29 protein-coding genes are annotated in these 24526 nt (G+C 51.0%); 10 read left to right on the top strand and 19 right to left on the bottom strand.

Annotated features, from left to right (window positions below; all coding sequences use genetic code 11):
- Positions 1-82 precede the first annotated feature (82 nt).
- The 4 genes from sat (at position 83) to AC5L4R_RS01410 (ending at position 3607) form a co-directional block, all read left to right on the top strand.
- The gene (sat, locus tag AC5L4R_RS01425) at positions 83-1333 is read left to right on the top strand and encodes a sulfate adenylyltransferase (RefSeq protein WP_494472198.1); all 1251 of its coding nucleotides are present in this window, start codon (positions 83-85) and stop codon (positions 1331-1333) included.
- A 250-nt stretch (positions 1334-1583) separates the two neighbouring features.
- Positions 1584-2489, top strand: coding sequence for an SDR family oxidoreductase (locus AC5L4R_RS01420; protein ID WP_067054699.1), 906 nt, complete (start codon positions 1584-1586; stop codon positions 2487-2489).
- A gap of 95 nt (positions 2490-2584) precedes the next feature.
- A complete protein-coding gene (locus tag AC5L4R_RS01415; RefSeq protein ID WP_494472025.1) occupies positions 2585-3394 on the top strand; it encodes a peptidoglycan DD-metalloendopeptidase family protein in 810 nt (269 codons plus the stop codon).
- A 36-nt stretch (positions 3395-3430) separates the two neighbouring features.
- Positions 3431-3607 carry a hypothetical protein gene (locus tag AC5L4R_RS01410; RefSeq protein ID WP_494472024.1) on the top strand — a complete coding sequence of 59 codons (177 nt, stop codon included), beginning with the start codon at positions 3431-3433 and terminating at the stop codon, positions 3605-3607.
- 125 nt (positions 3608-3732) lie between these two features.
- Here AC5L4R_RS01410 and pdxA read toward each other — a convergent pair whose 3' ends face one another.
- The 14 genes from pdxA to AC5L4R_RS01340 form a co-directional block, all read right to left on the bottom strand.
- Positions 3733-4827, bottom strand: a complete 1095-nt coding sequence (gene pdxA / locus AC5L4R_RS01405; RefSeq protein ID WP_494472023.1) for a 4-hydroxythreonine-4-phosphate dehydrogenase PdxA — start codon at positions 4825-4827, stop codon at positions 3733-3735.
- Between the two features lie 133 nt (positions 4828-4960).
- Positions 4961-5437 carry a bacterioferritin gene (gene bfr, locus AC5L4R_RS01400; protein ID WP_494472022.1) on the bottom strand — a complete coding sequence of 159 codons (477 nt, stop codon included), beginning with the start codon at positions 5435-5437 and terminating at the stop codon, positions 4961-4963.
- A 65-nt stretch (positions 5438-5502) separates the two neighbouring features.
- Complete coding sequence (bfr, locus tag AC5L4R_RS01395) at positions 5503-5985, bottom strand: bacterioferritin (RefSeq protein WP_494472021.1); 483 nt, start codon at positions 5983-5985, stop codon at positions 5503-5505.
- A gap of 318 nt (positions 5986-6303) precedes the next feature.
- Positions 6304-6513 carry a (2Fe-2S)-binding protein gene (locus AC5L4R_RS01390; protein ID WP_494472020.1) on the bottom strand — a complete coding sequence of 70 codons (210 nt, stop codon included), beginning with the start codon at positions 6511-6513 and terminating at the stop codon, positions 6304-6306.
- A gap of 114 nt (positions 6514-6627) precedes the next feature.
- On the bottom strand, positions 6628-7122 hold the full coding sequence (locus AC5L4R_RS01385; RefSeq protein ID WP_494472019.1) for a molybdopterin synthase catalytic subunit: 495 nt from the start codon (positions 7120-7122) through the stop codon (positions 6628-6630).
- A gap of 3 nt (positions 7123-7125) precedes the next feature.
- Positions 7126-7383, bottom strand: coding sequence for a molybdopterin converting factor subunit 1 (gene moaD / locus AC5L4R_RS01380; RefSeq protein WP_494472018.1), 258 nt, complete (start codon positions 7381-7383; stop codon positions 7126-7128).
- Positions 7370-7888, bottom strand: a complete 519-nt coding sequence (moaC, locus tag AC5L4R_RS01375; RefSeq protein ID WP_494472017.1) for a cyclic pyranopterin monophosphate synthase MoaC — start codon at positions 7886-7888, stop codon at positions 7370-7372. The genes moaD and moaC overlap by 14 nt, the downstream gene beginning before the upstream one ends.
- A 3-nt stretch (positions 7889-7891) precedes the next feature.
- Entirely contained in the window at positions 7892-8419 is a 528-nt protein-coding gene (gene moaB / locus AC5L4R_RS01370; protein WP_494472016.1) for a molybdenum cofactor biosynthesis protein B, read from the bottom strand.
- A gap of 35 nt (positions 8420-8454) precedes the next feature.
- Positions 8455-9510, bottom strand: a complete 1056-nt coding sequence (gene moaA / locus AC5L4R_RS01365; protein ID WP_494472015.1) for a GTP 3',8-cyclase MoaA — start codon at positions 9508-9510, stop codon at positions 8455-8457.
- A 135-nt stretch (positions 9511-9645) separates the two neighbouring features.
- Positions 9646-10950 (bottom strand): molybdopterin molybdotransferase MoeA, encoded by a 1305-nt coding sequence (locus AC5L4R_RS01360; protein WP_494472014.1) that lies wholly within the window; start codon positions 10948-10950, stop codon positions 9646-9648.
- 117 nt (positions 10951-11067) lie between these two features.
- The gene (locus AC5L4R_RS01355; protein ID WP_494472013.1) at positions 11068-11712 is read right to left on the bottom strand and encodes an ATP-binding cassette domain-containing protein; all 645 of its coding nucleotides are present in this window, start codon (positions 11710-11712) and stop codon (positions 11068-11070) included.
- A gap of 18 nt (positions 11713-11730) precedes the next feature.
- Entirely contained in the window at positions 11731-12420 is a 690-nt protein-coding gene (modB, locus tag AC5L4R_RS01350) for a molybdate ABC transporter permease subunit (protein WP_494472012.1), read from the bottom strand.
- 25 nt (positions 12421-12445) lie between these two features.
- A complete protein-coding gene (gene modA / locus AC5L4R_RS01345) occupies positions 12446-13228 on the bottom strand; it encodes a molybdate ABC transporter substrate-binding protein (protein ID WP_494472011.1) in 783 nt (260 codons plus the stop codon).
- Between the two features lie 232 nt (positions 13229-13460).
- Positions 13461-13778, bottom strand: a complete 318-nt coding sequence (locus AC5L4R_RS01340) for a hypothetical protein (RefSeq protein ID WP_494472010.1) — start codon at positions 13776-13778, stop codon at positions 13461-13463.
- A 298-nt stretch (positions 13779-14076) separates the two neighbouring features.
- On the opposite strand from AC5L4R_RS01340, the gene AC5L4R_RS01335 reads away from it, so the two are divergent.
- The 5 genes from AC5L4R_RS01335 (at position 14077) to AC5L4R_RS01315 (ending at position 18900) form a co-directional block, all read left to right on the top strand.
- A complete protein-coding gene (locus AC5L4R_RS01335) occupies positions 14077-15195 on the top strand; it encodes an ABC transporter substrate-binding protein (protein ID WP_494472009.1) in 1119 nt (372 codons plus the stop codon).
- 231 nt (positions 15196-15426) lie between these two features.
- Positions 15427-16479, top strand: coding sequence for an ABC transporter substrate-binding protein (locus AC5L4R_RS01330; RefSeq protein ID WP_494472008.1), 1053 nt, complete (start codon positions 15427-15429; stop codon positions 16477-16479).
- Positions 16480-16656: 177 nt separating this feature from the next.
- A complete protein-coding gene (locus AC5L4R_RS01325; RefSeq protein ID WP_494472007.1) occupies positions 16657-17556 on the top strand; it encodes an ABC transporter permease in 900 nt (299 codons plus the stop codon).
- 86 nt (positions 17557-17642) lie between these two features.
- Positions 17643-18437: an ABC transporter ATP-binding protein gene (locus tag AC5L4R_RS01320; protein ID WP_494472197.1), complete on the top strand. Its 795-nt coding sequence runs from the start codon at positions 17643-17645 to the stop codon at positions 18435-18437.
- A gap of 133 nt (positions 18438-18570) precedes the next feature.
- The gene (locus tag AC5L4R_RS01315; protein ID WP_067054646.1) at positions 18571-18900 is read left to right on the top strand and encodes a hypothetical protein; all 330 of its coding nucleotides are present in this window, start codon (positions 18571-18573) and stop codon (positions 18898-18900) included.
- A gap of 70 nt (positions 18901-18970) precedes the next feature.
- On the opposite strand, the gene AC5L4R_RS01310 is transcribed toward AC5L4R_RS01315, so the two are convergent.
- The 3 genes from AC5L4R_RS01310 to leuA all read right to left on the bottom strand — a co-directional run bounded on the left by AC5L4R_RS01310 (position 18971) and on the right by leuA (position 21554).
- Positions 18971-19432, bottom strand: coding sequence for a resolvase (locus AC5L4R_RS01310; protein WP_494472006.1), 462 nt, complete (start codon positions 19430-19432; stop codon positions 18971-18973).
- A gap of 79 nt (positions 19433-19511) precedes the next feature.
- On the bottom strand, positions 19512-19832 hold the full coding sequence (locus AC5L4R_RS01305; RefSeq protein WP_494472005.1) for a YcgL domain-containing protein: 321 nt from the start codon (positions 19830-19832) through the stop codon (positions 19512-19514).
- 9 nt (positions 19833-19841) lie between these two features.
- The gene (gene leuA, locus AC5L4R_RS01300; RefSeq protein ID WP_494472004.1) at positions 19842-21554 is read right to left on the bottom strand and encodes a 2-isopropylmalate synthase; all 1713 of its coding nucleotides are present in this window, start codon (positions 21552-21554) and stop codon (positions 19842-19844) included.
- A 172-nt stretch (positions 21555-21726) separates the two neighbouring features.
- Between leuA and AC5L4R_RS01295 the strand changes: the two genes are divergently transcribed.
- Complete coding sequence (locus AC5L4R_RS01295; protein ID WP_494472003.1) at positions 21727-22194, top strand: Lrp/AsnC family transcriptional regulator; 468 nt, start codon at positions 21727-21729, stop codon at positions 22192-22194.
- Positions 22195-22251: 57 nt separating this feature from the next.
- Here AC5L4R_RS01295 and AC5L4R_RS01290 read toward each other — a convergent pair whose 3' ends face one another.
- Together AC5L4R_RS01290 and AC5L4R_RS01285 are read right to left on the bottom strand one after the other, a co-directional pair.
- Positions 22252-23355, bottom strand: coding sequence for an RNA-guided endonuclease InsQ/TnpB family protein (locus tag AC5L4R_RS01290; protein WP_494472332.1), 1104 nt, complete (start codon positions 23353-23355; stop codon positions 22252-22254).
- A 209-nt stretch (positions 23356-23564) separates the two neighbouring features.
- Positions 23565-24518 (bottom strand): hypothetical protein, encoded by a 954-nt coding sequence (locus tag AC5L4R_RS01285; protein ID WP_494472331.1) that lies wholly within the window; start codon positions 24516-24518, stop codon positions 23565-23567.
- Positions 24519-24526: the final 8 nt, after the last annotated feature.

The following is a 24526-nucleotide window of genomic DNA, read 5'->3' as shown; positions in this document are numbered from 1 at the left end:
TTCACAACAACCAACAGGAACAACGATGACCGCAGTAGCCCCCTCACCTGCCACCGCCCACAACCACAACGCCGCCAACGCAATGCCTGCCAGTGCCACCAACCAACCTGCCGATGGCTTAGTCCCGCCACACGGTAGCCCTGTGCTTAAACCCAAACTTTTGACAGGTGACGCGCTTGTCGCCGCCCAACAAAAAGCCGAAAACCTACCCAAAATCAACATCACCTCACGCGAAGCAGGTGACTTGATTATGCTGGGCATTGGCGGCTTTACCCCACTTGATGGTTTTATGAACCAAGCCGATTGGCAATCGGTGTGCGATAACATGCACCTAGCAACAGGCGATAACGCTGGCGTATTTTGGCCAATTCCAATTACCCTATCAACCGACCAGGCAACCGCTGATCATCTGACCATCGGCGATGAGGTAGCGTTGGTGCACAATGACACTGTGATGGGTATTTTGACGCTAACAGAAAAATACACCATCGACAAAGCACATGAATGCCAAACCGTATTTGGCACAACCGACACCGCCCACCCTGGGGTGGCTTTGGTGATGGCGCAAGGCGACGTAAACTTGGCAGGCGATGTTGTGGTGCTAAGCGAAGGCGATTTCCCCGAAAAATACGGCGATATTTATCTTACGCCTACGCAAACCCGTGAAATTTTTAAACAAAAAGGCTGGAAAACTGTTGCCGCGTTCCAAACCCGCAACCCCATGCACCGCTCGCATGAATACCTTGCCAAAATCGCCATCGAAATTTGTGACGGTGTGTTGATCCACTCACTTTTGGGCGCGCTTAAACCCGGTGATATCCCTGCTGAAGTGCGCCAACAAGCGATTGCAACTTTGATTGACAATTACTTCCGCAAAGACACCGTTATTCAAGCAGGTTATCCGCTTGATATGCGTTATGCAGGGCCACGTGAGGCGTTGTTGCACGCGCTATTTCGCCAAAATTATGGTTGTAGCCATCTGATTGTTGGGCGCGACCATGCAGGCGTTGGCGATTATTATGGTGCATTTGACGCACAACACATTTTTGATACGCTGCAGCCCAATGATCTTGTCACCCAACCGCTAAAAATTGACTGGACGTTCTGGTGTGATGAGTGTGAGGCGATGGCTTCGACCAAAACTTGCCCACACGATGAGCATTCTCACGTTAAAGTGTCGGGTACTAAATTGCGCAAGGCATTATCAGAAGATGACTATGTGCCTGAAAACTTCAGCCGTCCAGAGGTGCTAGAGATTCTGCGTGCCTACTACCAAGGCTTAGGCGAGCATGAAAAACATAAAGTTGAGCTCAAAGGCCATTCTGCCAAATAACGTTTGGGCTAACTGTGCAAAAGGCAGGCGTTTTGTCTGCCTTTTTTATTGGTCACTTTTTTGATTTGTGCCGTTTTTTTACTGCCGCTTTAACATACGCTTACCAAAATAAGACGCTTACGCGCCCAAGTACGGGGGCGTATTATGGCACAATGCCGAAGGTCTGATAGCCAGATACTTTTTAATTTATTTAACTTAAAAAGATATTGTTTTAAATTTTTAAAATTAACATAATCAATCAGGTATAAATATGAACCAACAAGCAACCGATAAACAAACGCCAACCAATCCACTCACCGCGTATCATGATGGTGATTTTCCGCCCGAAAAACAGCCTAACCCCGGCGTACAACAACAGATGAAATATATCCCTGATTGTGGCGAGGACAGTTACCGCGGTCACGGGCGCTTGCAGGGGCGCAAGGCGTTGATAACGGGTGGTGACTCGGGTATTGGGCGTGCGGTGGCGATTGCGTTTGCCCGTGAAGGCGCAGACGTGGCGATTAGTTTTTTGCCCGAGGAGCAAAGCGACGCTGAACAAGTCAAATCCTTGATTGAGGCGGCAGGACAGCGCGCCTTGCTACTGCCTGCTGATTTGCAAGATGAGCACGCCAGCCGCCAAATCGTCAAAGATACGGCTGAAGCTTTTGGCGGACTTGATATTTTGGTATTAAACGCAGGGCGGCAAATAGTGGTCGAGCGTTTGGAGGATTTGACGGCCGATGAGCTGCGCAAAACGTTTGATATCAATGTGTTTTCACAGATTTTTTCTATCCAAACCGCGTTGGACTATTTGCCAGCAGGTGCTAGCATTATCACCACCAGCTCGATTCAAGGCTTTGAGCCGACGACCAATTTGCTGCAATACGCTGCCACCAAAGCCGCATTGGCAAACCTAACCAAAGGGCTGGCAGCGCAGTTTGCTGAGCGCGGCATTCGGGTCAATGCTGTAGCCCCTGGCCCGATTTGGACACCATTACAAGTCGCCTGTGGTCGTGACCCTGAAGCCGTGGTTGATTTTGGGCAAGAGAGCACCCTTCAGCGCGCAGGTCAGCCTGTTGAATTGGCAGGCGTTTACGTGTTTTTGGCGTCAGATGAGGCCAGCTATGTCACGGGGCAAATTTACGGCATCACAGGCGGAGCGCGGCTGTTTTGATGGTGGCGTTAGGTGTGCTAATGTTTGCTGAAAAAACTTGCTGCCTTGTTGGGTTAAAAAAATAATTGCTAGTAAAAATAAGAGGTTATGTTGTTATGCGCGCGTTTGTTGGCGATTGTATCTATTCACCCCAGTCATCACAGCTTTTGGCATGGTCTGCCGTACTGGCGGCAAGTATCGGTTTGGCGGCGTGTTCAGCACCGCGCCAACCTGCGCCAAACGCCTCGCACACGCGCACGATTTTGGTTAGCAATGTACCTCCTGTGTATGTGGTGCGGCGCGGCGATACGGTCAGCGCGATTGCCAGCCGTTACGGGCTTGATTATCGTCAAATTGGTGCACTCAACGGCTTAGACAGCAATTATACCATCTATCCTGGACAGCGTTTGCGCTTGACCAATCAGCGTAGCGTTAGTACTGCCACACCGCGTCCTGTGTATAATACCCCTCGCACCACCGCACCGATTGTGGCAGGCACACCGCGCCCAATGCCCAATACTATGCCTACCAGCATGCCAAACAATACGCCAAATTGGACGGCGCAAACGTGGCTACGCCCCGTCACGGGCAACATCATTCGTGGGTTTGATAAATCCGCCAACAGCCTTGGTATGTGGTTTGCTGCCCCTGCAGGTACAGCAGTACGCGCCGCACAAGCAGGCACGGTGTTGTATGTCGGCAGCGATTTGCCAGAGTACGGGCGGTTGGTGCTGATTCAGCACAGCAATGACTACATCAGCGCTTATGCACATTTGGGCAATATTTTGGTACAAGAAAAACAAACCGTGCAAGCAGGACAAACGATTGCCAATGTCGGCTACGCGCCAAGCGTCAATCAATCGGCGTTGGAGTTTCAGATTCGCTACCGCGGTACGCCGATCAACCCTGCGCAATTTGTGCGCTAAATCAACACGCAACATCAGCATAAAAGGAGCTGTAACATGGTCGAAAATAGCAAAGCATTTGTTGCCCTAAAGATGGCAGAATTTTTGTTTCAACACATCCAACACAACGACAACCGTGAGGGTGCTGGGCAAGTTTATCGCACCAAAGAAGAGTTTTTTACGCTGTATCAAGAATGCTTGGACGTGGTCAGCCGTACCGAAACCCATCCGTGAACCGCGTCTTTATAAGCCATTATCATTAGCTTACGCCGAGCGTCACGCGCTTAAGCCCATGACAGATAACCGCGTGCAAGTCAGCGCGTTATTGGATGGGTGGCAAGCCTAGCGTTGGTGCAAGTTTAAGCGTTGGCATGAATCACATTTTGGGCATCTGCCATCGTCTGTGCGTATTGCAGCGCGTGGCATAGGCTGCTGGCACTTGCCTGCCCTGTGCCTGCCAAATCCAACGCCGTGCCATGGTCTACCGAGGTGCGAATATACGGCAAGCCAAGCGTGATATTGACCGTTTCACCAAAGCCGTGTGATTTAAGCGGTGCTAAGCCTTGGTCGTGGTACATGGCAATCACCACATCACAGTTGGCTAAATGTGTGCGCGTAAATAACGTATCGGCAGGCATGGCAAGGCTGATATCAACACCTGCGGCGCGAAATTCTGCCAACACAGGATTGATGATGTCGATTTCCTCACGTCCTAAATGCCCGTCTTCGCCTGCGTGGGGATTGAGCCCACAGACCAAAATCCGCGGCTGTTTGAGCCCAAACTTGGTTTGACAATCCGCCAGCACAATCGCCACGGTTTCGCGCACCGCGCTGGGTGTGATGGCATCGGCAACCGCACGCAGCGGCAAATGGGTGGTCACTAGCGCAACTTTCATGGCTGCATTGGCCAGCATCATTACCACCTTGCTGCGTCCTGCTCGCTGCATAAAGTATTCGGTATGCCCCATAAAATCAGGCAGCTGCTGCATGATAACGGATTTGTGCAGCGGTGCGGTGACAATCGCCGCCACCTGCCCCGTGCTTGCCAGCGTATGCGCCACATCAAGCTGCGCTATTACCATAGCGGCGTTGGCAGGATTTAACACGCCTGCTTGCACAGATTCGGCTGTTGGTAGGTCAATGATGTCAAGCGTATTGGGCTGGTTGGTCAGCGGCGGCAACATGACGTTGCCCTCAGTGGTTTGGCTCAGTGAGAGTGCATTAAATTGTATATCGTTACTTAGGCTATTTTGTTTTAATAATAAATCATAGCGCGTTTGCAAGGCGTTGATAGCGGCCAACACGACCACGGGGCGGCCAAACTGCGCCAATTTGCCTGCGCTTGCCAGCATCAGCACGATATCCATGCCGATGCCTGCAGGCTCGCCTGTGGTAATCAGTAGCGGTAGATTGTTGTCAGCGCTCAGGCGATTTGTCAAATTGTCGTGTAGCATTATTTTCTCCTGTGGCTTTACCAAAACCTGCCTGCCCCAGCACCCAACAAAAACCCCATGTATTGATGAACACATGGGGCGTGGTGCGCTTTTTTACCAGCGCATGTGTTGGCGTTGTCGCCAAACCAAGGCGTTATTCATCATCGCTCAGCAGACTTTGGGTGTATTTTTCTAGTCCCATGCGCTCAATTAATTCATGCTGGGTCTCAAGCCAGTCGATATGCTCCTCGCTGCCGTCTTTGAGCGTGACTAACAATTTACGCGAGACAAAATCCTGCTCCGCTTCACACACCGCGATGGTTTGGCGCAGCAGGTCGGTCTTTTGGTATTCAAGGCGCAAATCACACGCCAACACTTCGGCAACGTTTTCGCCAATCAACAACTTGCCGAGTTCTTGTAAGTTTGGCAAGCCTTCTAGCATCAAAATACGCTCAATCAAATCATCCGCCCATTTCATTTCGCGGATGGATTGACGGTACAGCACATCATTTAGTTCATGCAGACCCCAATTTTTGGCGATACGGGCATGCAAAAAATACTGGTTAATCGCGATCAACGCTTGCCCCAACGCGGCATTGAGGGCGCGGATAACATCACGGGATGCGTGCATAGCAGCAAATTACCTTATTCATTCATGGATAAAATTCGTTAGCACAATGGGTTGAGCAAGGTTGGTTAGCCCTCGTCAATATCGCCCAATTGCGCTTGCAAATAATTGGGCAAGCCAATCATATCAATCAAGCGTAGCTGCTGCTCAAGCCAATGCGCGTGGTCTTCTTCGGTATCAATCAGCTGCTCAACCAGTAGCTCACGGGTAACAAAGTCGCCTTGCTGCTCACACAGGACAATACCATCTTTGAGGTGCTGGCGCACTTTGTATTCAAGCTCTAAGTCTGCACGCAACATGCTTGGCACATCATGCCCAATGTGGATAGCGTCCACTTTCATATTGGGCACGCCTTCAAGCATTAAGATACGGTTAATAATCTTACGCGCGTGGTCGGTCTCTTCTTGCATCTCGTGATGGATGCGCGTGTATAGCTTGTCATAGCGCCATTCGTGGTACATCTGCGCATGGATAAAATACTGGTCACGCGCGCCCAGCTCACCACCAAGCAAAAAATTTAAATAATCAATAACTTGTGGACTGCCTTTCATAGCCCCACCTCCCCAAATACACAAATATTAATTAACCGCGCCTTTAGGCGGCACGGCATTTTGGTAGTGAGTATGGTACGGTATGGCGAGGTTTATGGCAAGTTGTGGCAAAAACTATTTTGTAATAATTAACAATAAAGGTTTTAACGATAATTGTTTTAACTTGGGTCAAGATTGGCTATAGCCACAAGCACAAGGTTGTAGGCGGCTGTGTGCTGGGTTTTTGCTTGCGGCAGGTGGGCACGATGTTAGCGCTAAAATCAAATTGTACCAAGCAGCTTGAATATCAAGCAATTTAACTACTAAGCGACTTAATTATTAAGCAACTTGGATATATAGATTGGCTTTGGTGTTATCGGCTTTGGCGGCGTGGTGCTCGGTGAGGTAGTCTTCAACCATTGGCTGACAGCCACCGCAGCACGTGGCGACATCCAGCACATCTTGCAAGGCTTCTAGTGAATCATGCCCTTGTGCGATGGCATTTTTGATTTGGGCTTCTTTAACGGCATTACAAATACAAACGTACATGGTGGCTGTTTTCCCGTGACTAATCAATGATATTGTTATCATAATAATAATTAGTCGCATTTGCAACCGATTTTGGCTATTATTTCGCTTTATCTTGGGCTGATGGCAACGGTTTTAACCGTTGTTGCTAAGCCATAGCGCGGTGTCGCTGTCTTGGTAAAATTCTTGCTTCCAAATCGCCACATCGGCTTTGATGGCATTAAGCAACCACTCACACGCAGCAAACGCAGGCTGGCGGTGGGCGGCGGTGATGCCAATCCAAATTGCCATGTCACCAATCGCCAATTCGCCAACCCGATGCACGGCAACCGCATCCATGATGGCAAATTGCTGCTTGGCGGCGGCGGCAAGCTGTGCACCTTGGTTAAGCGCCAGTTGCTCATAGGCGTGGTAATGCAATGCTTTGACGGGTCGGGTGTTGTTGTGATTGCGCACCCAACCTTCAAAGGTCACCAACGCGCCACAAGCCGCGTGGCGCAAGGCTGTTTTTAGGCGTGTGTCATCAATCGCGCTGGGCAATAAAGCAAAGCCGTGTTGGATGGCGGCAGCGTACGCTTGTGCCTCGGATACGGTTGCGGTGGTGAGCGTGGCAGTTTGGCGGTATGACATGCCTTAGCCTCCTGCAACAGGCGGAATAAACGCCACAATGTCGCCATCTTGTAGCGGCGTGTGCCAGCTGGCGATGTCGTGGTTGATGGCAACGGCCAGCTGATTTTGTGCCAAGTCAAACGCGTAACGCTGGCTAAGCTGCTGGTACAGCGCCGCTAGACTGTCGCCAGCAAATTCAAGTGTTTCTTCGTCTTTGCCTGCGCGCTCTGCCAAACTGGCAAAATACAGTACCGTCAGGTGTTTGGGGTTAGCCGCTGACATAGTCGGACTTGCCTCCCGTTTTGCTGACCAGTTTGATATCGCTGATGACGATGTCATGCGACAATGCTTTGGTCATGTCATAAATCGTCAAACACGCCACCGACACAGCCGTAAGTGCTTCTATCTCAACGCCTGTTTTGTCATCGGCGCGTGCGCTTGCGCTCACTCTGACGGCAGCGTTGGAGTCATCATAGTCAAATCGCAGCTCAATGCCTGTCAGCGCGATGGCATGGCAAAGTGGAATTAACTCGCTGGTCTTTTTGGCTGCCATGATGCCTGCTAGGTGCGCGGTTTGGGTGATTGAGCCTTTTTTGGTCACGCCAGCGTTGGCTTTGAGCTGCGCGTACACCGCATGGCTAAATTGCACCGTGCCTGTGGCGCGCGCGTGCCGCGTGGTGATGGTTTTGGCGCTGACATCAACCATTTGGATATCGCCATCAGCACTGACGTGCGATAGCTGGGGGCTGGTGGTCAGCTTGGTAGAAGTTGGTTGGGGTGTGGTCATGGTCTAATGCGAATGGTTGGGGTTTTGCCCAAACACATGGGCGACAAAATTGCATGGGCGCGTACGGTTGTCGAGCTGCTCAGCGATGATACGCTGCCATCCCGTCCGACATGCGCCCGTCGAACCTGGCAAGCAAAAAATCACCGTGTGATTGGCCATACCTGCCAGCGCGCGCGATTGCAGCGTTGAAACGCCGATTTCTTGTAAAGACAGCGCGCGAAACAACTCACCAAAGCCATCAATGGTCTTGTCAAACAGCACACTGGCAGCCTCGGGCATCAAATCACGGGCATAAAACCCCGTACCGCCTGTGGTGATGATAGCATGGATGTTGGGGTCAGCAATCCAGTCGCTAAGCTTGGCGCGGATTTGGTACTTGCAATCGGTGGTCAAAGCGCGCGCCGCAAGCTTGTGCCCTGCCTCGGTCACGCTTTGAGCAAGATACGCGCCTGATTTGTCTTCATCAAGGCTGCGTGTGTCAGATACGGTTAATACCGCGATGTTTAAAGGGATAAATGCCAATTCTGTCATATGTTGCCTATCATACAATCAACCACCCACCAAAACTAGCCACCAATCAATGATAAATTGTGCATCAGCCCACTATCTTGTTGTTGCAACTGGTGACGCGGTGGTTTATACGCCATCAAGTTTTGTACCGTCATCATCAAGCCTGCCACGTCATTGGCCTGTAGCCACGGGCGTAAATCGTGATTGACGCTGTCAAACAAACACAAATGCAGCTTGCCTGTGCTACTGACGCGCAAGCGGTTACAGGTGTCACAAAAATGCTCAGCGTACGGCGCGATGATACCGATTTTACCAACAAAATCCGCATGGGCGTATTCGATGGCAGGGCCGGCATCCTGCGCGCGCGGCTGTGGCTGCCAGCCGTTTTGTAGCAAATAATCCACCAACCGTTCGCGCAAGCTGGCAGGCTGCTTAGCAAAAAATCTGCCAACATTGTCACGCGTTTGCATAAGCTCAATAAACCGATACGTCACAGGACGGGTTTTGACAAACGCCAACGCGCCTTGTAGGGTATCAAATGCGGTATCGGCAAACAAGACACCGTTGAGCTTGACTGTCATTGCCAACGCCAGCGCGCTGTCGATATCCGCCAACAGCCGTGGCAGCACGTCCATACCCGTCAAGCGCTGAAAAGTCGGCGCATCAAAGCTATCAACGCTGATGTTTAGCTGATTAAGGCCTGCCGCTTGCCAACGGCGCACCTGACTGCCAAGCTTATAGCCATTGCTGCTAAGCGCGACCGTGCGCACCCCTGTTTGGTTAGCCGCTTGCGCGATGATGTCGGCTAAATCCTGCCGTGTTGCTGGCTCACCGCCCGTCAAGCGCACTTTGGTCATGCCCAGTGCGGCAAATCCTGCCAACAAGGTACTGATTTCTGCCAATGTCAGCGCAGGCGCAGGCTTACCACTGTAGCCATTTGGCAAGCAGTAACTACAGCGAAAATTGCACACATCGGTGACCGATAAACGCAAATACGTCAGCCGCCGTTGCCAATTATCCACCAGCGGCACAGCTTGGCTGGGGGCTGTCGGTTGGTAAACGCTTGGCTGATAGGCGGCTACGGGGGGGATGAGTACATCAGCTGACGACATAAATCCTTTGGGTGCTTATAATGGGTGATAAATTTTTAAAATAAAAATATTGACAAATCAATGGGTTAAAATTTTAACCAACAACACTGTATTATATCAGCTTTTGCCAAGTTAAGCGATAATTTAACGCCCACGTTAGCCCAGCGCCCACGGCAATGGCTCAATCCAAACCGTTTCACCTGCCGCCGCGCCCGTACTATCAGCAGGCAACACCAACAGGCAATTGGCTTGGGTCAGCTGTTTGACGCGGTGCGAATCCTGCGCCGCCATAGCCGTGACGTGCAGCTGCCCATCGCCAGCTTGATAAAAATGCGCGCGCTGATAATCTTGCCGCCCCACTGCCTTGCTCAGCGCATGGGTCAGCACCGCTGGCACACGCAACGCAATGGGCAAATCAGCCGCTGCCACGCCTGCCAACTGCCACAAGGCAGGTCTGACAAAGTTTAGACAACCGACCACCACCGACAGCGGATTACCCGGTAAGCCAAAATACGGCACGGCGATTGCTGGGGTGGCGTTGTTGGCTGGATGGCGGTTAAACTCACCAAAAATCAGCGGCTTGCCAGGTTTCATGGCCACTTTATGCTGATGGATTTGCCCAAGCTTGCGCACCAACTGGCCAAGATAATCGTAATCGCCCACCGACACGCCTGCGCTTGATACGATGACATCGCATTCTGCAATCGCTTGTTCAAGGGCAGCGCGAATCACGGTAGAGTCATCGGCAAGAATGCCATAATCTTGTATCACAATCGGCAGATGCGCCAACAGCGCGTGCAGCGTCGGGCTGTTACTGTCGTACAGCTGCGCGGCGTGGGTCAGCGGCGCGCCCACAGATATCAGCTCATCCCCCGTCGTCAATAGCCCAACCGTGAGCGGCGCAAGCGTTGCCACCTCATGCACGCCCAAAGTTGCCAACAGGCTAATATCACTGGCGTTGATGCGCTTGCCCATCGGCAAAACCTGCTCACCTGCTTGCACCTCGCCACCTTGCACGCGGATGTGAGCACCTGCGTTTGGCAGGCTATTGACCCTCAATGCATACGGCAGGCGTTTTTGGTCTGGCGTTAGGCTGGCAAACTCGGTGTTTTCTTGTATCACCACGCGGTCACAGCCTGCTGGCACTACCGCACCTGTCAAGATACGCACGCCCTGCCCAACTTGTAATACCCCCTCAAACGGCTTGCCTGCGCTGGACTCACCAACCACGCACAAAGGCGCGTTGGCCAAGTCGCTACCTGTGGCAATGGCAAACCCATCCATTGATGACAAATTTTGTCGTGGCACATCAAACGGCGCGTTTATTGGCTGCGCCAACACGCGGTTAAGGCTTTGGGTCAATGGTAGGATTTGCTGGGCGCGCGCGGCAATGGGATAGCGCGCGGTATATTGTTGGCAATAGTTGGTGATTAAGTCTTGTAATTCGGTAACGCTGAGCATGGTTTAAACTTTTTTACAATCTGATGAAAAAGAATGGCTTAAATTGGGCAAACTGGCCAAAAACTGGGTGGATAATGCGCCCATTTGGTCGCCCGTCCTATCAACGGTTGGGCGGTTTTAAAGTGTATCAAAAACAAACATCGCCTCGGTGAGCTGCGACAATTCTTGTTTATCATGGCTGACATACAACATCGGTATCGCAAAACGCTGACCAATCTGGGCAAAAAATGGCAAAATCTCTGCCTTGTGGTCGCTATCAAGCGCGGACAGTGGCTCATCAAGCAGCAGCACCTGCGGCGCGTACAACAATGCCCGGCCCAACGCCACCCGCTGTTTTTCACCACCCGACAATTTGGCAGGCATACGCGCAAGCAGCGGCGCAAGTTTGAGAAGCTCAATAATCTCATCGGGCGCAAAACGCCGCTCGGCAGGCGCGATGTTACGATAACCAAACAGCAAATTGGCGTTTACCGTCTTGTGCGGAAACAGCTTGGCATCTTGATACACCAAACCCACGCGCCGCTGCTGGGTGGGCACATGGATGCGTTGCGCGCGGTCAAACCAACACTGCCCTGCCACGCGGATATGCCCACGCACGGGGGTGATTAGCCCTGCAACAGCGTGCAACAGACTGGTTTTGCCCGTACCCGACGCGCCAAACACGCCCACGATGCGCTCACGCGCCTGTAGATCAATGTTTAGGCGCTTTTGTCCCAATTTTAGCGTACATTGACAATCAAAGCATAGGTTGGTTGCGGTCATTTTGGCTATTTTGGTCAATTAATTCAGCAAACGTTGGCGCTGACGGCGGCTATACCACTGCGATAGCCACAACGCGGCAAACGCGATAGCCAATGACACACCCATCAGACGCATAACGGCAGCATCGCTATCGGGCTGTTGCAACAGGCTATACATGGCAAGCGGCAAGGTGCGCGTCTCGCCTGCGATGTTGCCCACAAAGGTCATCGTCGCGCCAAACTCCCCCAAACTGCGGCAAAACGCCAACACCGCACCGACCAAAATCCCACCCCACGACAGCGGCAAGGTGACTTGCCAAAACGCCTGCCACGCTGACGCGCCCAACGTTTTGGCAGCCGCCTCTAAATTGATATCCACCAATTCAATCGCCAGTCGCACCGCCTGCACCATCAGCGGAAAACCCATCACCGCCGCCGCCAACACCGCGCCTTTGCGGTTAAACGCCAGCTCTAGCCCCACACTTGCCAACGCTTGCCCAAACACGCCTTGCCCACCAAACAGTCGCAACAAGATATAGCCTGGTACAACAGGCGGCAACACCAACGGCAAAAACAGCAAAGTCTCTAGCAGCGATTTGCCCCAAAATGACTGCCGCGCCAGTAGCCAACCAAAGCCCACCGCAGGCAACAGACTAACCAACAAACTGCCTGCCGCCACCTCAAGCGACAGCGTCATCACCGCCAGTTCGTCATCGGTTAAGGCAAGCATAGACCACCGCACCTACGTTGAAGCGTCACAAAACGCTAAAGCCGTATTTGCGGTACACCGCCTTTGCCGTTGGGCTTTGCAAAAACTGGTAATAACGCACGGTTTCGGCATCGGGTTTGGCCGCGCCTTGCGGCTGCACCAATGCCATTGGGTAAATAATCGGCGTGTGCAAATTGGTAGGCAACGTTGCCACCACATGCACGTTGCTGGCAATGCGTGCATCCGTGGCGTACACAATCCCCAACCCACACTCACCGCGATTGACAAAATTGAGCGCGGCGCGTACATCATCGGCTTCAACCAGTCGTGGCTGTAGCGTTTGCCACCAGCCTAAACGGGTCAGGGCTTGCTTGGCATAGCGTCCGACGGGCACGCTTTGGGTATGCCCCGTGCATAGCCGACCATCAAACGCGCGCGCAATGTCAAATGCTTTTGTCAGGCGAATGGGGGTTTTTGGCGGTTGCTGGTTGGGCGCAATCAGCACCAGCCGATTTGCCAATACTTGACGCACGCTATTGGGCAACAAACGGTTTTTATGTGCCAAATAATCCATCCACGCGGTATCTGCCGAAATAAACACATCCGCAGGCGCGCCTTGCTCGATTTGTTTGGCAAGTGTGGATGACGCAGCATAAGACGTTTTGACCCGTGCTGCTTTGGGATAGGTTTGTGCGTAGCGTTGGTTGATGTCATCAATGGCATTGGTCATGCTTGCCGCCGCGTACACAGTGACATCGGCATGCGCGCATGGCAAACTTGCGATGAGGGCAGACAATAACGCGATATTTTTTGGCAGTAATTTTGGCATGACGGGCTTGGGCAGATGTTCAACGTGTGATCGGAGGTAAACAGTCAAGCGTGATTGGCTGTAAAAAGTATTGTCGAACAAATTTGTTGTATGGGTGCAGATTAGCACACCCACGCGCTGGTTTAAATAGTTATTTTTGCAAGGCGGTTGTGAGGGCAGCAAATTTTGCGCACAAAAAACCGCTGCCAACTTCATCAGCAGCGGTTTTTTTGTTACAACAACCCGTCACACCTTAGTTTGCGGTTTTGACTGCAATCCGAATCGCAGGCATATTGCGTGCCCGTTCGCTAATCGGCTGTGCTTGGGTGTTGTAGTGTGTTGCCATGGGTGCTTGTTTGATGGGCAACACATCGCCCACCACCAACACACCTGACATCATACCGAATGTGTTCATACCTAGCTCCTTATCCTCAAATTGAGGCCGTCCATTTAGGCGGGTATCGCTGACCGCGTTTTGCGGACTTGCCGATGACGACGTACCGCCATCGGTATGCCAATCCCTAGCAAAACAGGGTCTAGCAAAGCTCACGCCTAGATTTACGCTCGGCAAATTTGTGGCAACAAATCCGCCAAACTGGTAACTTACACCTTCTGTACAACGCTATTATACACACTTGTTGGGTTTTTTACCAGATTTTTCTTTATCATATTATTGTGACAATTTTATGACAGCGTTTTGACCCAACAAAAACTTTAACTTTATGCCAGTCGGCAGCTGTATTTGCGCAAATTTACACTTATGATACGATAGCTTATCAATCAGCGGTTTGCCAATACGCCAGCAAACACTGTGATTACTGTACAAAGGACGACTTTTGGGCGAGATTCGGCAATTTTTGGGGACTATCATGGCAAAACACTTTGGCTTTAACCAACCGACCACGCGCCGCGCTATTGGTGCTGCCGACCACCTAACCACGCTTGGCAAATTGACGCTGGGTGCGCTCACGCTTGCCACGCTTAGCCTTGCCGCTTGCCAACGCCCTGCAACCACCGACCAAGCCGCCGTCAGTCATGCGCCCAACGCCGCCGCGTCTGGCACGGGTCATGCCGACAAACCTGCCAAAAAAATCGCCATCAGCGCGATTGTTGAGCACCCGTCGCTAGATGCAATTCGCCAAGGTGTGATTGACGAACTAGCCGCACAAGGCTACCAAGTTGGACAAAATTTATCCGTGCAATTTCAATCCGCGCAGGGCAACACCGCCACCGCAGGGCAAATCGCCAAGCAATTTGCCGCCGACAACCCCGACGCAATTGTCGCCATCTCCACACCAACCGCTCAAGCCATTGCCGCTGCCACGCGCACCATTCCGATTGTCTATACCGCAGTGTCTGACCCCGTCGCCGCCAAGCTGATTGACGCGCACAACGTCCCCACGCAGTCCAACATCACAGGCCTATCCAGCCAACTGCCGCTTGCACCACAGCTGGATTTTATCCAAAACATCGTGCCAAACCTGCACACCGTCGGCTATGTGTATAGCTCGGGTGAAATCAATTCGGTCGCCCTTGGCAAACGCCTGCAAACCGAACTGCCCGCGCGTCACCTACAGCTGCTACAAATCCCTGCCAACCGCGCCACCGATATCGCCATGGCAACCAACAGCTTGGTCGGTAAAGCGCAGGTGATTTACACCTCCATGGACAACAACGTCGCCTCAGCGTTTGAATCCATGGTGCAAGTCGCCAACCAAGCCAAATTGCCGATAGTGGCATCCGATGAATTTAGCGTGCGCCGTGGCGCAGCCGCCGCACTCGGGGTCAATGACTACAACTTTGGGCGCAAAACGGGTCAAATGGTGGTCAAAATCTTGGACGGCACACCCGTGCAAACCGTCACGCCTGCCGTCATGGATGATTTGACCATGTATGTCAGCCCCAAACACGCCGCCGCCCAAGGCATCCGCCTACCGCCTGAGCTACTGCAAGACGCTATCAATGTCGATACAACGCCTGCCCATTAAGTGTCGGGTTGGCTTGTGTCTTGGTAGCCGTGTTTTTTTAAAGCCTTGCCATGTTTAAAGCCTTGTCATGATGAAACCACGCCCAAAGACTGGCATAATGCTTAAGCCAGTGCTAAAATTTGTTGAAGTTTTGTCGCGAATTTTTTAGGTTGTTGTTAGACCTTGCTGATGGCCAAATGCCACCAACCGCGACCAGATTGGGTGACAGGGATGGATGTTTAAGGAGTTGTTATGTATCACATGAATCGTTTGGCGCGTGCCTTGATGCTAGGCGGACTGTGCGTGTTTGGCGCAAGTGCGTGTAACCAAAGCCAAACCCCAGCCGCAGGCAGCAGCAACACAGGCGCAAGCAGCGCGACAAGCACAGCAGCCAGCGGACAAAAAACCGTCGATATCACCGCCATCGTGGAGCACCCTGCCCTAGACGCAGTGCGCCAAGGCGTGATGGATGAACTGGCGCAAGAAGGCTTTAAAGACGGCCAAAACCTTAAGGTGAATTTTCAATCCGCGCAAGGCAACACCGCCACCGCAGGACAAATCGCCAAGCAATTTGTTGCCGAAAATCCCGATGTCATCGTCGCCATCGCCACGCCATCGGCGCAGTCAGTTGCCGCCGCCACACGCACCATTCCCGTGGTGTTCTCTGCCGTCACTGACCCCGTTGAGGCTAAGCTTGTGCCATCGTGGGAAGCTTCAGGCACAAATGTGACAGGCGCGTCTGACCAATTGCCGCTTGAGCCGCAAATCGACTTGATGAAACAAATTATCCCAAACCTCAAAACCGTCGGCTATGTGTATAGCCCAGGTGAAGTCAATTCAACCATCGTCCAAAAGCAGCTTGAAAGTCAATTGGGCGCACAAGGCATCAAACTTATCGCCGTACCTGCCCAGCGCTCCACCGACATCGCGCCAGCCGCACGCAGCTTACAAGGCAAAGTGGATGTGATTTATACCTCATTGGATAACAACGTTGTGTCGGCATACGAATCACTGTACCAAGCCGCCAAAGAAAGCAAAATTCCGCTGATTGCCTCAGACACCGACTCGGTCAAACGTGGCGCGGTGGCGGCATTGGGTGTGGACTATCACCGCTTGGGGCAAGAGACAGGTAAAATTGTCGGCCGTATTTTAAAGGGTGAAGCGGCTGGTAGTATCAAGCCATACACCATGCAGGATTTGGACTTGTATTTAAGCCCCACACACGCCCAAGAGGTCGGCATCACGCTTGCGCCTGAACTCATCGGGCGTGCAAAAGTGGTTGAACCAACGGGCAATAGCAAATAAAATATGCCCTTTTTAAAATCGCCACGTGTTTAAGCCGCTGTTTAACACAGCATACATCCATTGTGGTCAAGTGCTTGCGCGTTAGCAGACGCTGGCGTTATTAAACGTTAAATGGCGCAAACGCGCCTAACAGCACCTAGCCAACCCGTGGCACACCTTGCAGAAGACTAAATTGATATGGCATTTCTGGCTTTTTTTGCCGCGTTAGAAAGCGGTCTTATCTACGCGCTGGTTGCGCTGGGTGTCTATATCTCGTTTCGGATTTTGGATTTCCCCGATTTGACCGCCGATGGCAGCTTTCCGCTTGGCGGCGCGGTGGCAGGGGTGGCGATTTTGGCGCATGTCAATCCGTGGTTGGCGTGTCTGTTTGCTATGCTTGCTGGTATGGCGGCAGGTGTCACCACAGCGTGGCTACACGTGCGCTTGGGTATTTTGCAGCTACTTGCCAGTATTTTGGTCATGGTGGCACTGTACTCGGTGAATCTGCGCATCATGGGCGCGCCCAACCTGTCACTCTTGGGTGAGCCCAGCGTGTTTGCGCCGTTTGTCAATGACAGCAACGGCTTTTGGATGCGCTGCGTGGTGATTGGCGGCTTTGTGTTGGCTGCAAAACTTTTGCTTGATTGGTTTTTTAGCACCGAAACAGGGCTTGCCATGCGCGCGACGGGCTCTAACTTAAGAATGTCACAAGCACAAGGCATCAACACCGACCGCATGACCATGCTCGGCATGGCGATATCCAACGGCCTGATTGCGCTGGCAGGTGCGCTGTTTGTCCAAACCCAAGGCAGCGCGGATATCTCCATCGGTATTGGTACGATTGTGATTGGGCTTGCGGCCGTCATCATCGGTGAGACCATCCTACCTGCCAAACGTATGCTATGGATTACGCTGTCAGTGATTATCGGCGCGGTGCTGTACAAGTCATTTATCCAAATCGCACTTGCCAGCGAAACCTTGCGCCAAATCGGTTTTGGCCCACAGGATTTGAATATTGTCACCGCGCTGTTGGTCATTATCGCGCTGATTTTACCCAAACTCAAAAGCCGCTTTATGCCAAAACGCCGCGTGCGTTAGCGTCAAGCCGCTATTTTTTGTCATCATTCGTATGTATCGCCAAAGGCGCGTTGGGCGTTGTTGGCAACTTGAGGAAAACCGCCGCCATGATGCAAGCGCAAGATTTACGCCTAACCTTTAACCCTGGTACGCCGATTGAAAATCCTGCGCTGCGTGGACTGAGCCTTGAGATTGGCGAGGGTGAGTTTGTCACCGTCATCGGCACCAATGGTGCAGGCAAATCAACGTTTTTAAACGCTGTGGCAGGCACGGTGCGCGTTGATAGTGGGCAGATTTTGCTCAACGGTATTGACGTTACCCGTCAGAGCGCCTACCAACGCGCAGGGCTCGTGGCGCGCGTGTTTCAAGACCCGATGGCAGGCACTTGCGAGCACTTAACCATTGAGGAGAATATGGCGCTGGCGTACAAACGCGGCGGTTGGCGCGGTTTGACGGGGGCATTGTCGGGCAAAAATCGGGCGCTGTTTCGCGACAAACTTGCCATATTAAAACTTGGCCTAGAAAACCGCCTCACCGACCGCATGGGCTTGCTGTCAGGCGGACAACGCCAAGCGGTCAGCCTGCTGATGGCATCGCTACAGCCCTCTAAAATCCTACTGCTGGATGAGCACACCGCCGCCCTTGACCCCAAAACCGCCGATTTTGTCTTGCAGCTTACTGACCAAATCGTGCAGGACAACGGTTTGACAGCGATGATGGTCACCCACTCCATGCAGCAAGCACTTAACCACGGCAGCCGCACCGTGATGCTGCACCAAGGACAAGTTGTGCTGGATGTGGCAGGCGAACAGCGCCGCGGCATGACCGTGCAGGATTTGTTGGCGATGTTTGAGCGCACGCGCGGCGAAGTGGTTGCCGATGACAGCTTACTGCTGAGCTAGCCCAAAACGTTACAAAAAAGGCGATGAATTGCGCCGCTTGTTTACATAGTTTTTATATTGCTGCGCCGTATTTAACGGGATAATAGGCTAATATTTGTCCAATTTAACAATGCTTATTTGATTTGAGGTTATCATGATTGATTTAAAATCACTGTTTGTTAAAGCCGTTGAAGACCAAACCCTAAACGTCAATGAATACATCTTTTTGCCTGAGCGGGTGGATATGATGGTTAAAGACGGACGGCTAAGCTGCGTGCTCAACACCAACGGTAAAGTGGATTTTATTTACCACAAAGATGGTATCACCGAGGTGCGCTCTGGCTTACGCAAAAGTCCGTTCACTTCATTTCGTAACGAATTGCACTACGGTGTGTACGACGATTTGGTGGATGATGTCATCGAAGCGGTTGAAAAAATCGTCTCCAATCAATCCAAATACTTCAACTTTGCCTCAGAATCGTGATACTTTAAGCGTTAAACCAAAAAAAACGGGCCATTATGCCCGTTTTTTATGACCTCAAATACGCTAAACTTCAACGTTCTGTCACAGTTTCGGTCACTGTGGTTTCGGTTGCTACCACGCGCTTGGCGCGGGTTTTGTCCAGTCCCATGCGCATAATTTGCCACAAAAAGCCCAAAATACAACCCACGGTAATCACAACCATGATCGGCAATAGATTTTTAAAGATAATGGACGGCTCTTTCATCAACACGCCATACACCACCGCAATACTGGCAGGCGCAATCTCAGGCGCAACCCCCAATGATGTGGTGGGCGTAAGCAAAATCGCGCACAAGATAATCCAGCTTAAGCCTGCTAGGCTCTGTGGCAAAAGCCGTGCAATCAGCGCCCATATCGCCAACGCAACCAATGAAAATCCGACATACGCGATGATAGGCAACTGCTCAGCAGGCACGCCGCTAACCAAATGTGACCAACCGTTGATAACCCAACTTAAGGCGTCCGCCAGTCCGTCCAATGAAGCCAATATCATGCGCGTATCTCTTTAGCTGTGCTGTTTGGTGGTAAATTTGTGCCCGTCATTGTAGCACAATTTTTTACCTGTGAAGCGGCTATTGCCATTTATTCTGCTGCGCTTCGTGCATTTGCGTGGCGGCGTGACGTTGCCATTCGTCTTCGTCAGGCATTTGGACAAAGTAGCCTTGAGATTGTAATTTTGCAAGCACATCTGCCTTATCGACACGCGCAAGTTTTGGCGTAGCAGCAAGGTCTAGGTGCATGACAAAGCTCTCACGTCCCAACGCACGGCGAAAGTCCGACGGCAACACGCTAAGCCAGTCTTTGAGCGTCTCGGTATCGTTGGGATAATCGGGACGCGCGATATACACATACAAATCAGGCTTTTTAGCAAATTTATAAATATCGCAATGCATGATATCCCCTTATGCCTGTGCCAACGCCGACAATGTGGCTTTGAGCATGGCCGATACGGTGCTGGTACATGTACCAATCCCCGAATAAATCTCTCCATCCACATTCAGCTGTAAGTATGCAACGGCGCTAGCATCGGTACTGGTCACGTCATTTTGTGTCAAAGCGTGTTCGGCATAATTGATGACGTGAATGTCTTTGCCCAAGGTACGCGCCAAACCATCGACAAAGGCCGATAAAGCGCCATTGCCCTGCCCGTTGATGGTCAATGTGTTGCCTGCTTGGCTAATAGCACCCGAAAAGCTCACCGTGCCGCTTGCGTTGTTGATGGCATAATCCTGTAGCACCAATTTATCTTGATTAAGATAGGTGGCCTCAAACACACTGATGACATCATCAGACGTTAGCTCAGTTTGACGCTGTTCGGCCTCCTGTTGTACCACGCGGCTAAAGTCAATTTGCGTCCAACGTGGCAGTTTAAAACCAAAATCACGCTGCAAAATATACGCCACACCGCCTTTGCCCGACTGGCTGTTAATACGTACCACGTCTTGGTAGCCACGTCCGATATGGGCAGGGTCAATTGGCAAATAGGCAACATCCCACAAATCTTGGGTTTCAGGATTGGCAGCATTGTAATCCAACGATTTTTTAATCGCATCTTGGTGTGAGCCACTAAACGCGGTAAAGACCAACTCGCCCACATACGGGTGGCGCGGATGAATCGGTAATTGGTTGCACTCACTGACCACTTGAGCAATCTCGCTCATGTGGCTAAAGTCTAGCTGCGGATCAACGCCTTGGCTATACAGGTTCATCGCCATCACCATGATATCCATGTTACCCGTACGCTCACCATTGCCCAATAGCGTACCCTCGATACGATCAGCGCCAGCCATCAACCCCAACTCACTGGCTGCAATCGCTGTTCCACGGTCGTTGTGAGTGTGTAAACTTATCGTCACATGCTCACGCATGGCAAGATTGCGGCAAAAGTACTCAACTTGGTCAGCATAGACGTTTGGTGTTGAGCTCTCCACCGTACCTGGCAGGTTTAAAATCACCTTTTGTCCCAAATCAGGTCGCCACACTTGGCACACCGCGTCACAAACTTCTACAGCAAAATCAGTTTCGGTTTGTGAAAAGCTCTCGGGTGAGTACTCAAAAATCCACTCCGTATCAGGGTGTTGTGCTGCCATTTTTTTCAGCAATGCTGCACCCTCAACCGCAATCTTGGTAATCTCAGCATGATCGGCTTTATAAACCTTATCGCGCTGTACTTTAGACGTTGAGTTATATACATGCACAATCGCGCGTTTTACGCCTTTTAGCGCCTCAAACGTACGGGCAATCAAGTGTTCACGCGCCTGCACCAACACCTGCACGGTGACATCATCGGGAATGTGCCCCTCTTCAATCAACTTGCGCGTAAAATCGTACTCAACCTGTGCGGCTGATGGAAAGCCGATTTCGATCTCTTTAAAACCAATCTCCACCAACAGCTTAAAAAAGCGCATTTTTTGCTCAAGGCTCATCGGCTCAATCAACGCTTGGTTACCATCACGCAAATCCACACTGCACCATAGCGGGGCTTGGGTGATGGTTTTATCGCACCATGTGCGCTCGGTGAGCTTGGGCGCAAACGCAAAGGGGCGGTATTTGCGGTGGTCAAACTGGCTATTTTTGGGCATCATCGCAGTCTGGCGATTGACAACTTGGGTCATGATTAGCTACCTATGATCAACGTTAGAACTATCTATCAGATAACGGTATTATAGCTGAGATTGTATGCCATGACTCACCAAAATTTTAGCCAATGGCTCTATATAATAGTGAATATCACGCATTTTTGGCTTAAAATTAAAGCAATTAACCAAATAAACGGACAAACTTAAAATGACTTACCAACTTGATGCGATTGACAAAAAAATTTTAGATTTGCTGCAAGCCAATGCACGCATTAGCAATCTAGAACTGGCGCAAGCCGTCAATCTTAGCCCAACCCCGTGCGCGCGCCGCGTCAAGCAGCTTGAGCAAGCAGGCATCCTCACAGGCTACACCACCCAAATCAATGCCCAAGCACTTGGCTATGCCTTGACAGTGTATATTGCAATCAGTATGGATCGGCATACCGCAGAACGTTTTGCCAATTTTGAAAAACAGGTACGCGCGTTTCCTGAAGTGGTGCAATGCAGTATCGTGACAGGCAGAAGTGAAGATTATTTACTCAAGGCCGTGGTGCGCGACATGGCGCATTATGAAGATTTTTTGCTGCATCGGCTCAACCGTATCGAGGGCATCAGCCAAGTACACACCAGTTTTGAGCTACGCGCTGTCTTCAACCGTTCGGCAACCGCGCCTTGATCTGAATCGTTGTGTGGACATCATTGTAAAGACAATGTGTTTGACTTCCTCCCCTCCCTAAAGTGAGGGGATTCCTGCCCCCAGACGGTCAAGCCCGACCGCAAGAATGTTCCGACTGGCATTGATATCTCTATCATGCCATGTGCCACACTTTGCACAAGTCCATTCTCTTATTCGCAAACCTGCTCTACCTTTCGGACTACTGGACATATCGCCACAGCACGAGCAAGTTTGGGTAGTGTATCGCTCATTCACGATTTCAAAACGGCAACCTGCGTGCTCGCATTTGTAGGTCAGTTGTCGTTTCAGTTCAAACCAACCTGCATCGTAAACCGACTTGGCTAGTTTGCCTTTTTTACTGTTAAATTGGGTAGTTTTAACATCACCGACCACGATTAGGGCATTGTCTTTGACTAATCGGGAGGTGAATTTATGTATCAGGTCTTGGCGTGTGTTTTTGATTTTGGCATGGATTGCCTTGACACGCTGTTTGTTATTGGCACGTTGGGCGGTGGCTAACGCTTTGGCATATTTAAGCGTTTGCTTGATTTGTAGCTTGTCGCCATTTGAGGCGGTGGCACTGTCTTTTAAGCCTAAATCAATACCGACGCTACCCGTTCCACAAGTGGTTTTAGGGTGGTCTTTGACGGTGATACAGGCATACCAACGGTTGCGGCTATCTTGTACCAGTTCACAGGTGTTAATTTGGTATAGGCTTAAGTTGTAGCTGTCCCATAGGTCAATAATTAGCTTTTGCCCTTTGGCTAGGCTAAGCTGTAAGGTGGTTTTTAATCCTTTTTTGCCTGTTTGGTGGGTAGCGATGTGTTTAATGGCGGATTGTTTAAACGGTAACCAACCCAGTGATTTACGCTTAGCCTTGGGGTTGTTGGTGCGCCAATTTAGTTTGGCTTTTTTAAATTGGCGACGCGATTTGGCGTGGGTTTCGTTGATGGCTTGGATGGTTTGGCTGTGTAGGTTTAGGTGTTCGCCGCTGCCTTTGGTGTATTCGTTTAAATCATAAGCGGATAGGAATTTGCCTGTGCGTTTAAGGTATTGCAGGCTCAAGTCATTGATGTAGTTCCACACGAAATTGACCGAACCACTTAGGTGGTTAAGTTGGTCTGTGTGTCTATCTCGTATGCGTAGCTTGAGGGTTTTCATGGGGTTATTTTAACAAGATTTGTAGTAAAGCACACGTAGTAAAACACACACGCTAAAAAAATTCGTGTGTAATTTTAGTTCCCGTGTTGCCTTATATCCACCGCCTAAAGTCGGTGGTTTTACGGCAACGGAGGATAAAAAAAGCGACACCCGAATCAGTGTCGCTTTTTTATTGAGTCATTGGCTGATTACTTAGCCAACATGACCAATTAGAAGCGGTAGCTAACACCTAGCTTAACGATGGGTAGCCACTCTGCGATATCTTTGTCGCGGATATCAGCGGCCGCTTGACGTGTTACAGGATCAGCATTCAATGGACCTGATACAACTTTTTTGGTTTCGTTGTCTACACGATAAACTTTTTTGTCGCCCGTAGCGTCTACTGTGACATCCGCTTTACCCATGTAGGCTGCACCGATTTCACCAAATACACCCCAGTTGTTGTTTAGGTTTGGACGGAAACCCAATGTCAAGTAAGGTGCTAGGTCGTTACGGTAGTCCAACTCACCTTTCAAACCTGAGTTTTCAGTCAATTTGTAGGTTTCGCCACCAACTTTGAAAGTACCGCTTGAGTCATGGGTCTTAACTTTAAGCTCATTGTCTGGTACTAATACACCCGCGCCAACTGTGAACCAGCTTGCGCCTGGACGCATTTGTACACCCACGTATGGGTTATTCATATCAACTTTGTCGTAATCGTATTTTACGCCACGTGCTTTGAAGTCGTCGCCAAGCAAGTCTTTGATGTCACCGCCTGCCCAACCAGCGACCAACTCGGTGTTTTCATTGACTGACCAACCGATGTTAGCGCCATAACCCAAAGTACCTGCTTCGATACCGAATGAAGCTGGGTGGAAGAATGTGTCTAGCGCCGTGCGTGGAGCTTCAACGATTTGTGTGGTGGTGTTTTGAACAACGCCAGTCGCTGGGTTGTAAGTGGTGGTTGAAACACCCACTGGTTGGGTAACCACTTGTTGATCAACCACAACAGGTGTTGCCTCAACTGGCTGTGCCACTGCGACTGGCTGAGCCACAGCAACAGGTTGCGCAACGGCTACTGGCTGGGCAACCACAACAGGTTGTTGATCAACCACAACAGGTGCAGCCAATGCGCTACCTGCAACCATTGCAGATGATAGCGTTGCTAATTTCAATGCTTTCATAGCTTTTC

This window comes from Faucicola sp. SE7633 (assembly GCF_059264685.1).
This window is presented reverse-complemented; position numbering and strand designations above follow the sequence as displayed.

What these genes read in the sequence shown, in the direction of transcription:
- sat (WP_494472198.1), top strand. Translation starts at nt 83, where the DNA reads ATGCCTGCCAGTGCCACCAACCAACCTGCCGATGGCTTAGTCCCGCCA.
- AC5L4R_RS01420 (WP_067054699.1), top strand. Translation starts at nt 1,584, where the DNA reads ATGAACCAACAAGCAACCGATAAACAAACGCCAACCAATCCACTCACC.
- AC5L4R_RS01415 (WP_494472025.1), top strand. Translation starts at nt 2,585, where the DNA reads ATGCGCGCGTTTGTTGGCGATTGTATCTATTCACCCCAGTCATCACAG.
- AC5L4R_RS01410 (WP_494472024.1), top strand. Translation starts at nt 3,431, where the DNA reads ATGGTCGAAAATAGCAAAGCATTTGTTGCCCTAAAGATGGCAGAATTT.
- pdxA (WP_494472023.1), bottom strand. Translation starts at nt 4,827, where the DNA reads ATGCTACACGACAATTTGACAAATCGCCTGAGCGCTGACAACAATCTA.
- bfr (WP_494472022.1), bottom strand. Translation starts at nt 5,437, where the DNA reads ATGCACGCATCCCGTGATGTTATCCGCGCCCTCAATGCCGCGTTGGGG.
- bfr (WP_494472021.1), bottom strand. Translation starts at nt 5,985, where the DNA reads ATGAAAGGCAGTCCACAAGTTATTGATTATTTAAATTTTTTGCTTGGT.
- AC5L4R_RS01390 (WP_494472020.1), bottom strand. Translation starts at nt 6,513, where the DNA reads ATGTACGTTTGTATTTGTAATGCCGTTAAAGAAGCCCAAATCAAAAAT.
- AC5L4R_RS01385 (WP_494472019.1), bottom strand. Translation starts at nt 7,122, where the DNA reads ATGTCATACCGCCAAACTGCCACGCTCACCACCGCAACCGTATCCGAG.
- moaD (WP_494472018.1), bottom strand. Translation starts at nt 7,383, where the DNA reads ATGTCAGCGGCTAACCCCAAACACCTGACGGTACTGTATTTTGCCAGT.
- moaC (WP_494472017.1), bottom strand. Translation starts at nt 7,888, where the DNA reads ATGACCACACCCCAACCAACTTCTACCAAGCTGACCACCAGCCCCCAG.
- moaB (WP_494472016.1), bottom strand. Translation starts at nt 8,419, where the DNA reads ATGACAGAATTGGCATTTATCCCTTTAAACATCGCGGTATTAACCGTA.
- moaA (WP_494472015.1), bottom strand. Translation starts at nt 9,510, where the DNA reads ATGTCGTCAGCTGATGTACTCATCCCCCCCGTAGCCGCCTATCAGCCA.
- AC5L4R_RS01360 (WP_494472014.1), bottom strand. Translation starts at nt 10,950, where the DNA reads ATGCTCAGCGTTACCGAATTACAAGACTTAATCACCAACTATTGCCAA.
- AC5L4R_RS01355 (WP_494472013.1), bottom strand. Translation starts at nt 11,712, where the DNA reads ATGACCGCAACCAACCTATGCTTTGATTGTCAATGTACGCTAAAATTG.
- modB (WP_494472012.1), bottom strand. Translation starts at nt 12,420, where the DNA reads ATGCTTGCCTTAACCGATGACGAACTGGCGGTGATGACGCTGTCGCTT.
- modA (WP_494472011.1), bottom strand. Translation starts at nt 13,228, where the DNA reads ATGCCAAAATTACTGCCAAAAAATATCGCGTTATTGTCTGCCCTCATC.
- AC5L4R_RS01335 (WP_494472009.1), top strand. Translation starts at nt 14,077, where the DNA reads ATGGCAAAACACTTTGGCTTTAACCAACCGACCACGCGCCGCGCTATT.
- AC5L4R_RS01330 (WP_494472008.1), top strand. Translation starts at nt 15,427, where the DNA reads ATGTATCACATGAATCGTTTGGCGCGTGCCTTGATGCTAGGCGGACTG.
- AC5L4R_RS01325 (WP_494472007.1), top strand. Translation starts at nt 16,657, where the DNA reads ATGGCATTTCTGGCTTTTTTTGCCGCGTTAGAAAGCGGTCTTATCTAC.
- AC5L4R_RS01320 (WP_494472197.1), top strand. Translation starts at nt 17,643, where the DNA reads ATGATGCAAGCGCAAGATTTACGCCTAACCTTTAACCCTGGTACGCCG.
- AC5L4R_RS01315 (WP_067054646.1), top strand. Translation starts at nt 18,571, where the DNA reads ATGATTGATTTAAAATCACTGTTTGTTAAAGCCGTTGAAGACCAAACC.
- AC5L4R_RS01310 (WP_494472006.1), bottom strand. Translation starts at nt 19,432, where the DNA reads ATGATATTGGCTTCATTGGACGGACTGGCGGACGCCTTAAGTTGGGTT.
- AC5L4R_RS01305 (WP_494472005.1), bottom strand. Translation starts at nt 19,832, where the DNA reads ATGCATTGCGATATTTATAAATTTGCTAAAAAGCCTGATTTGTATGTG.
- leuA (WP_494472004.1), bottom strand. Translation starts at nt 21,554, where the DNA reads ATGACCCAAGTTGTCAATCGCCAGACTGCGATGATGCCCAAAAATAGC.
- AC5L4R_RS01295 (WP_494472003.1), top strand. Translation starts at nt 21,727, where the DNA reads ATGACTTACCAACTTGATGCGATTGACAAAAAAATTTTAGATTTGCTG.
- AC5L4R_RS01290 (WP_494472332.1), bottom strand. Translation starts at nt 23,355, where the DNA reads ATGAAAACCCTCAAGCTACGCATACGAGATAGACACACAGACCAACTT.
- AC5L4R_RS01285 (WP_494472331.1), bottom strand. Translation starts at nt 24,518, where the DNA reads ATGAAAGCATTGAAATTAGCAACGCTATCATCTGCAATGGTTGCAGGT.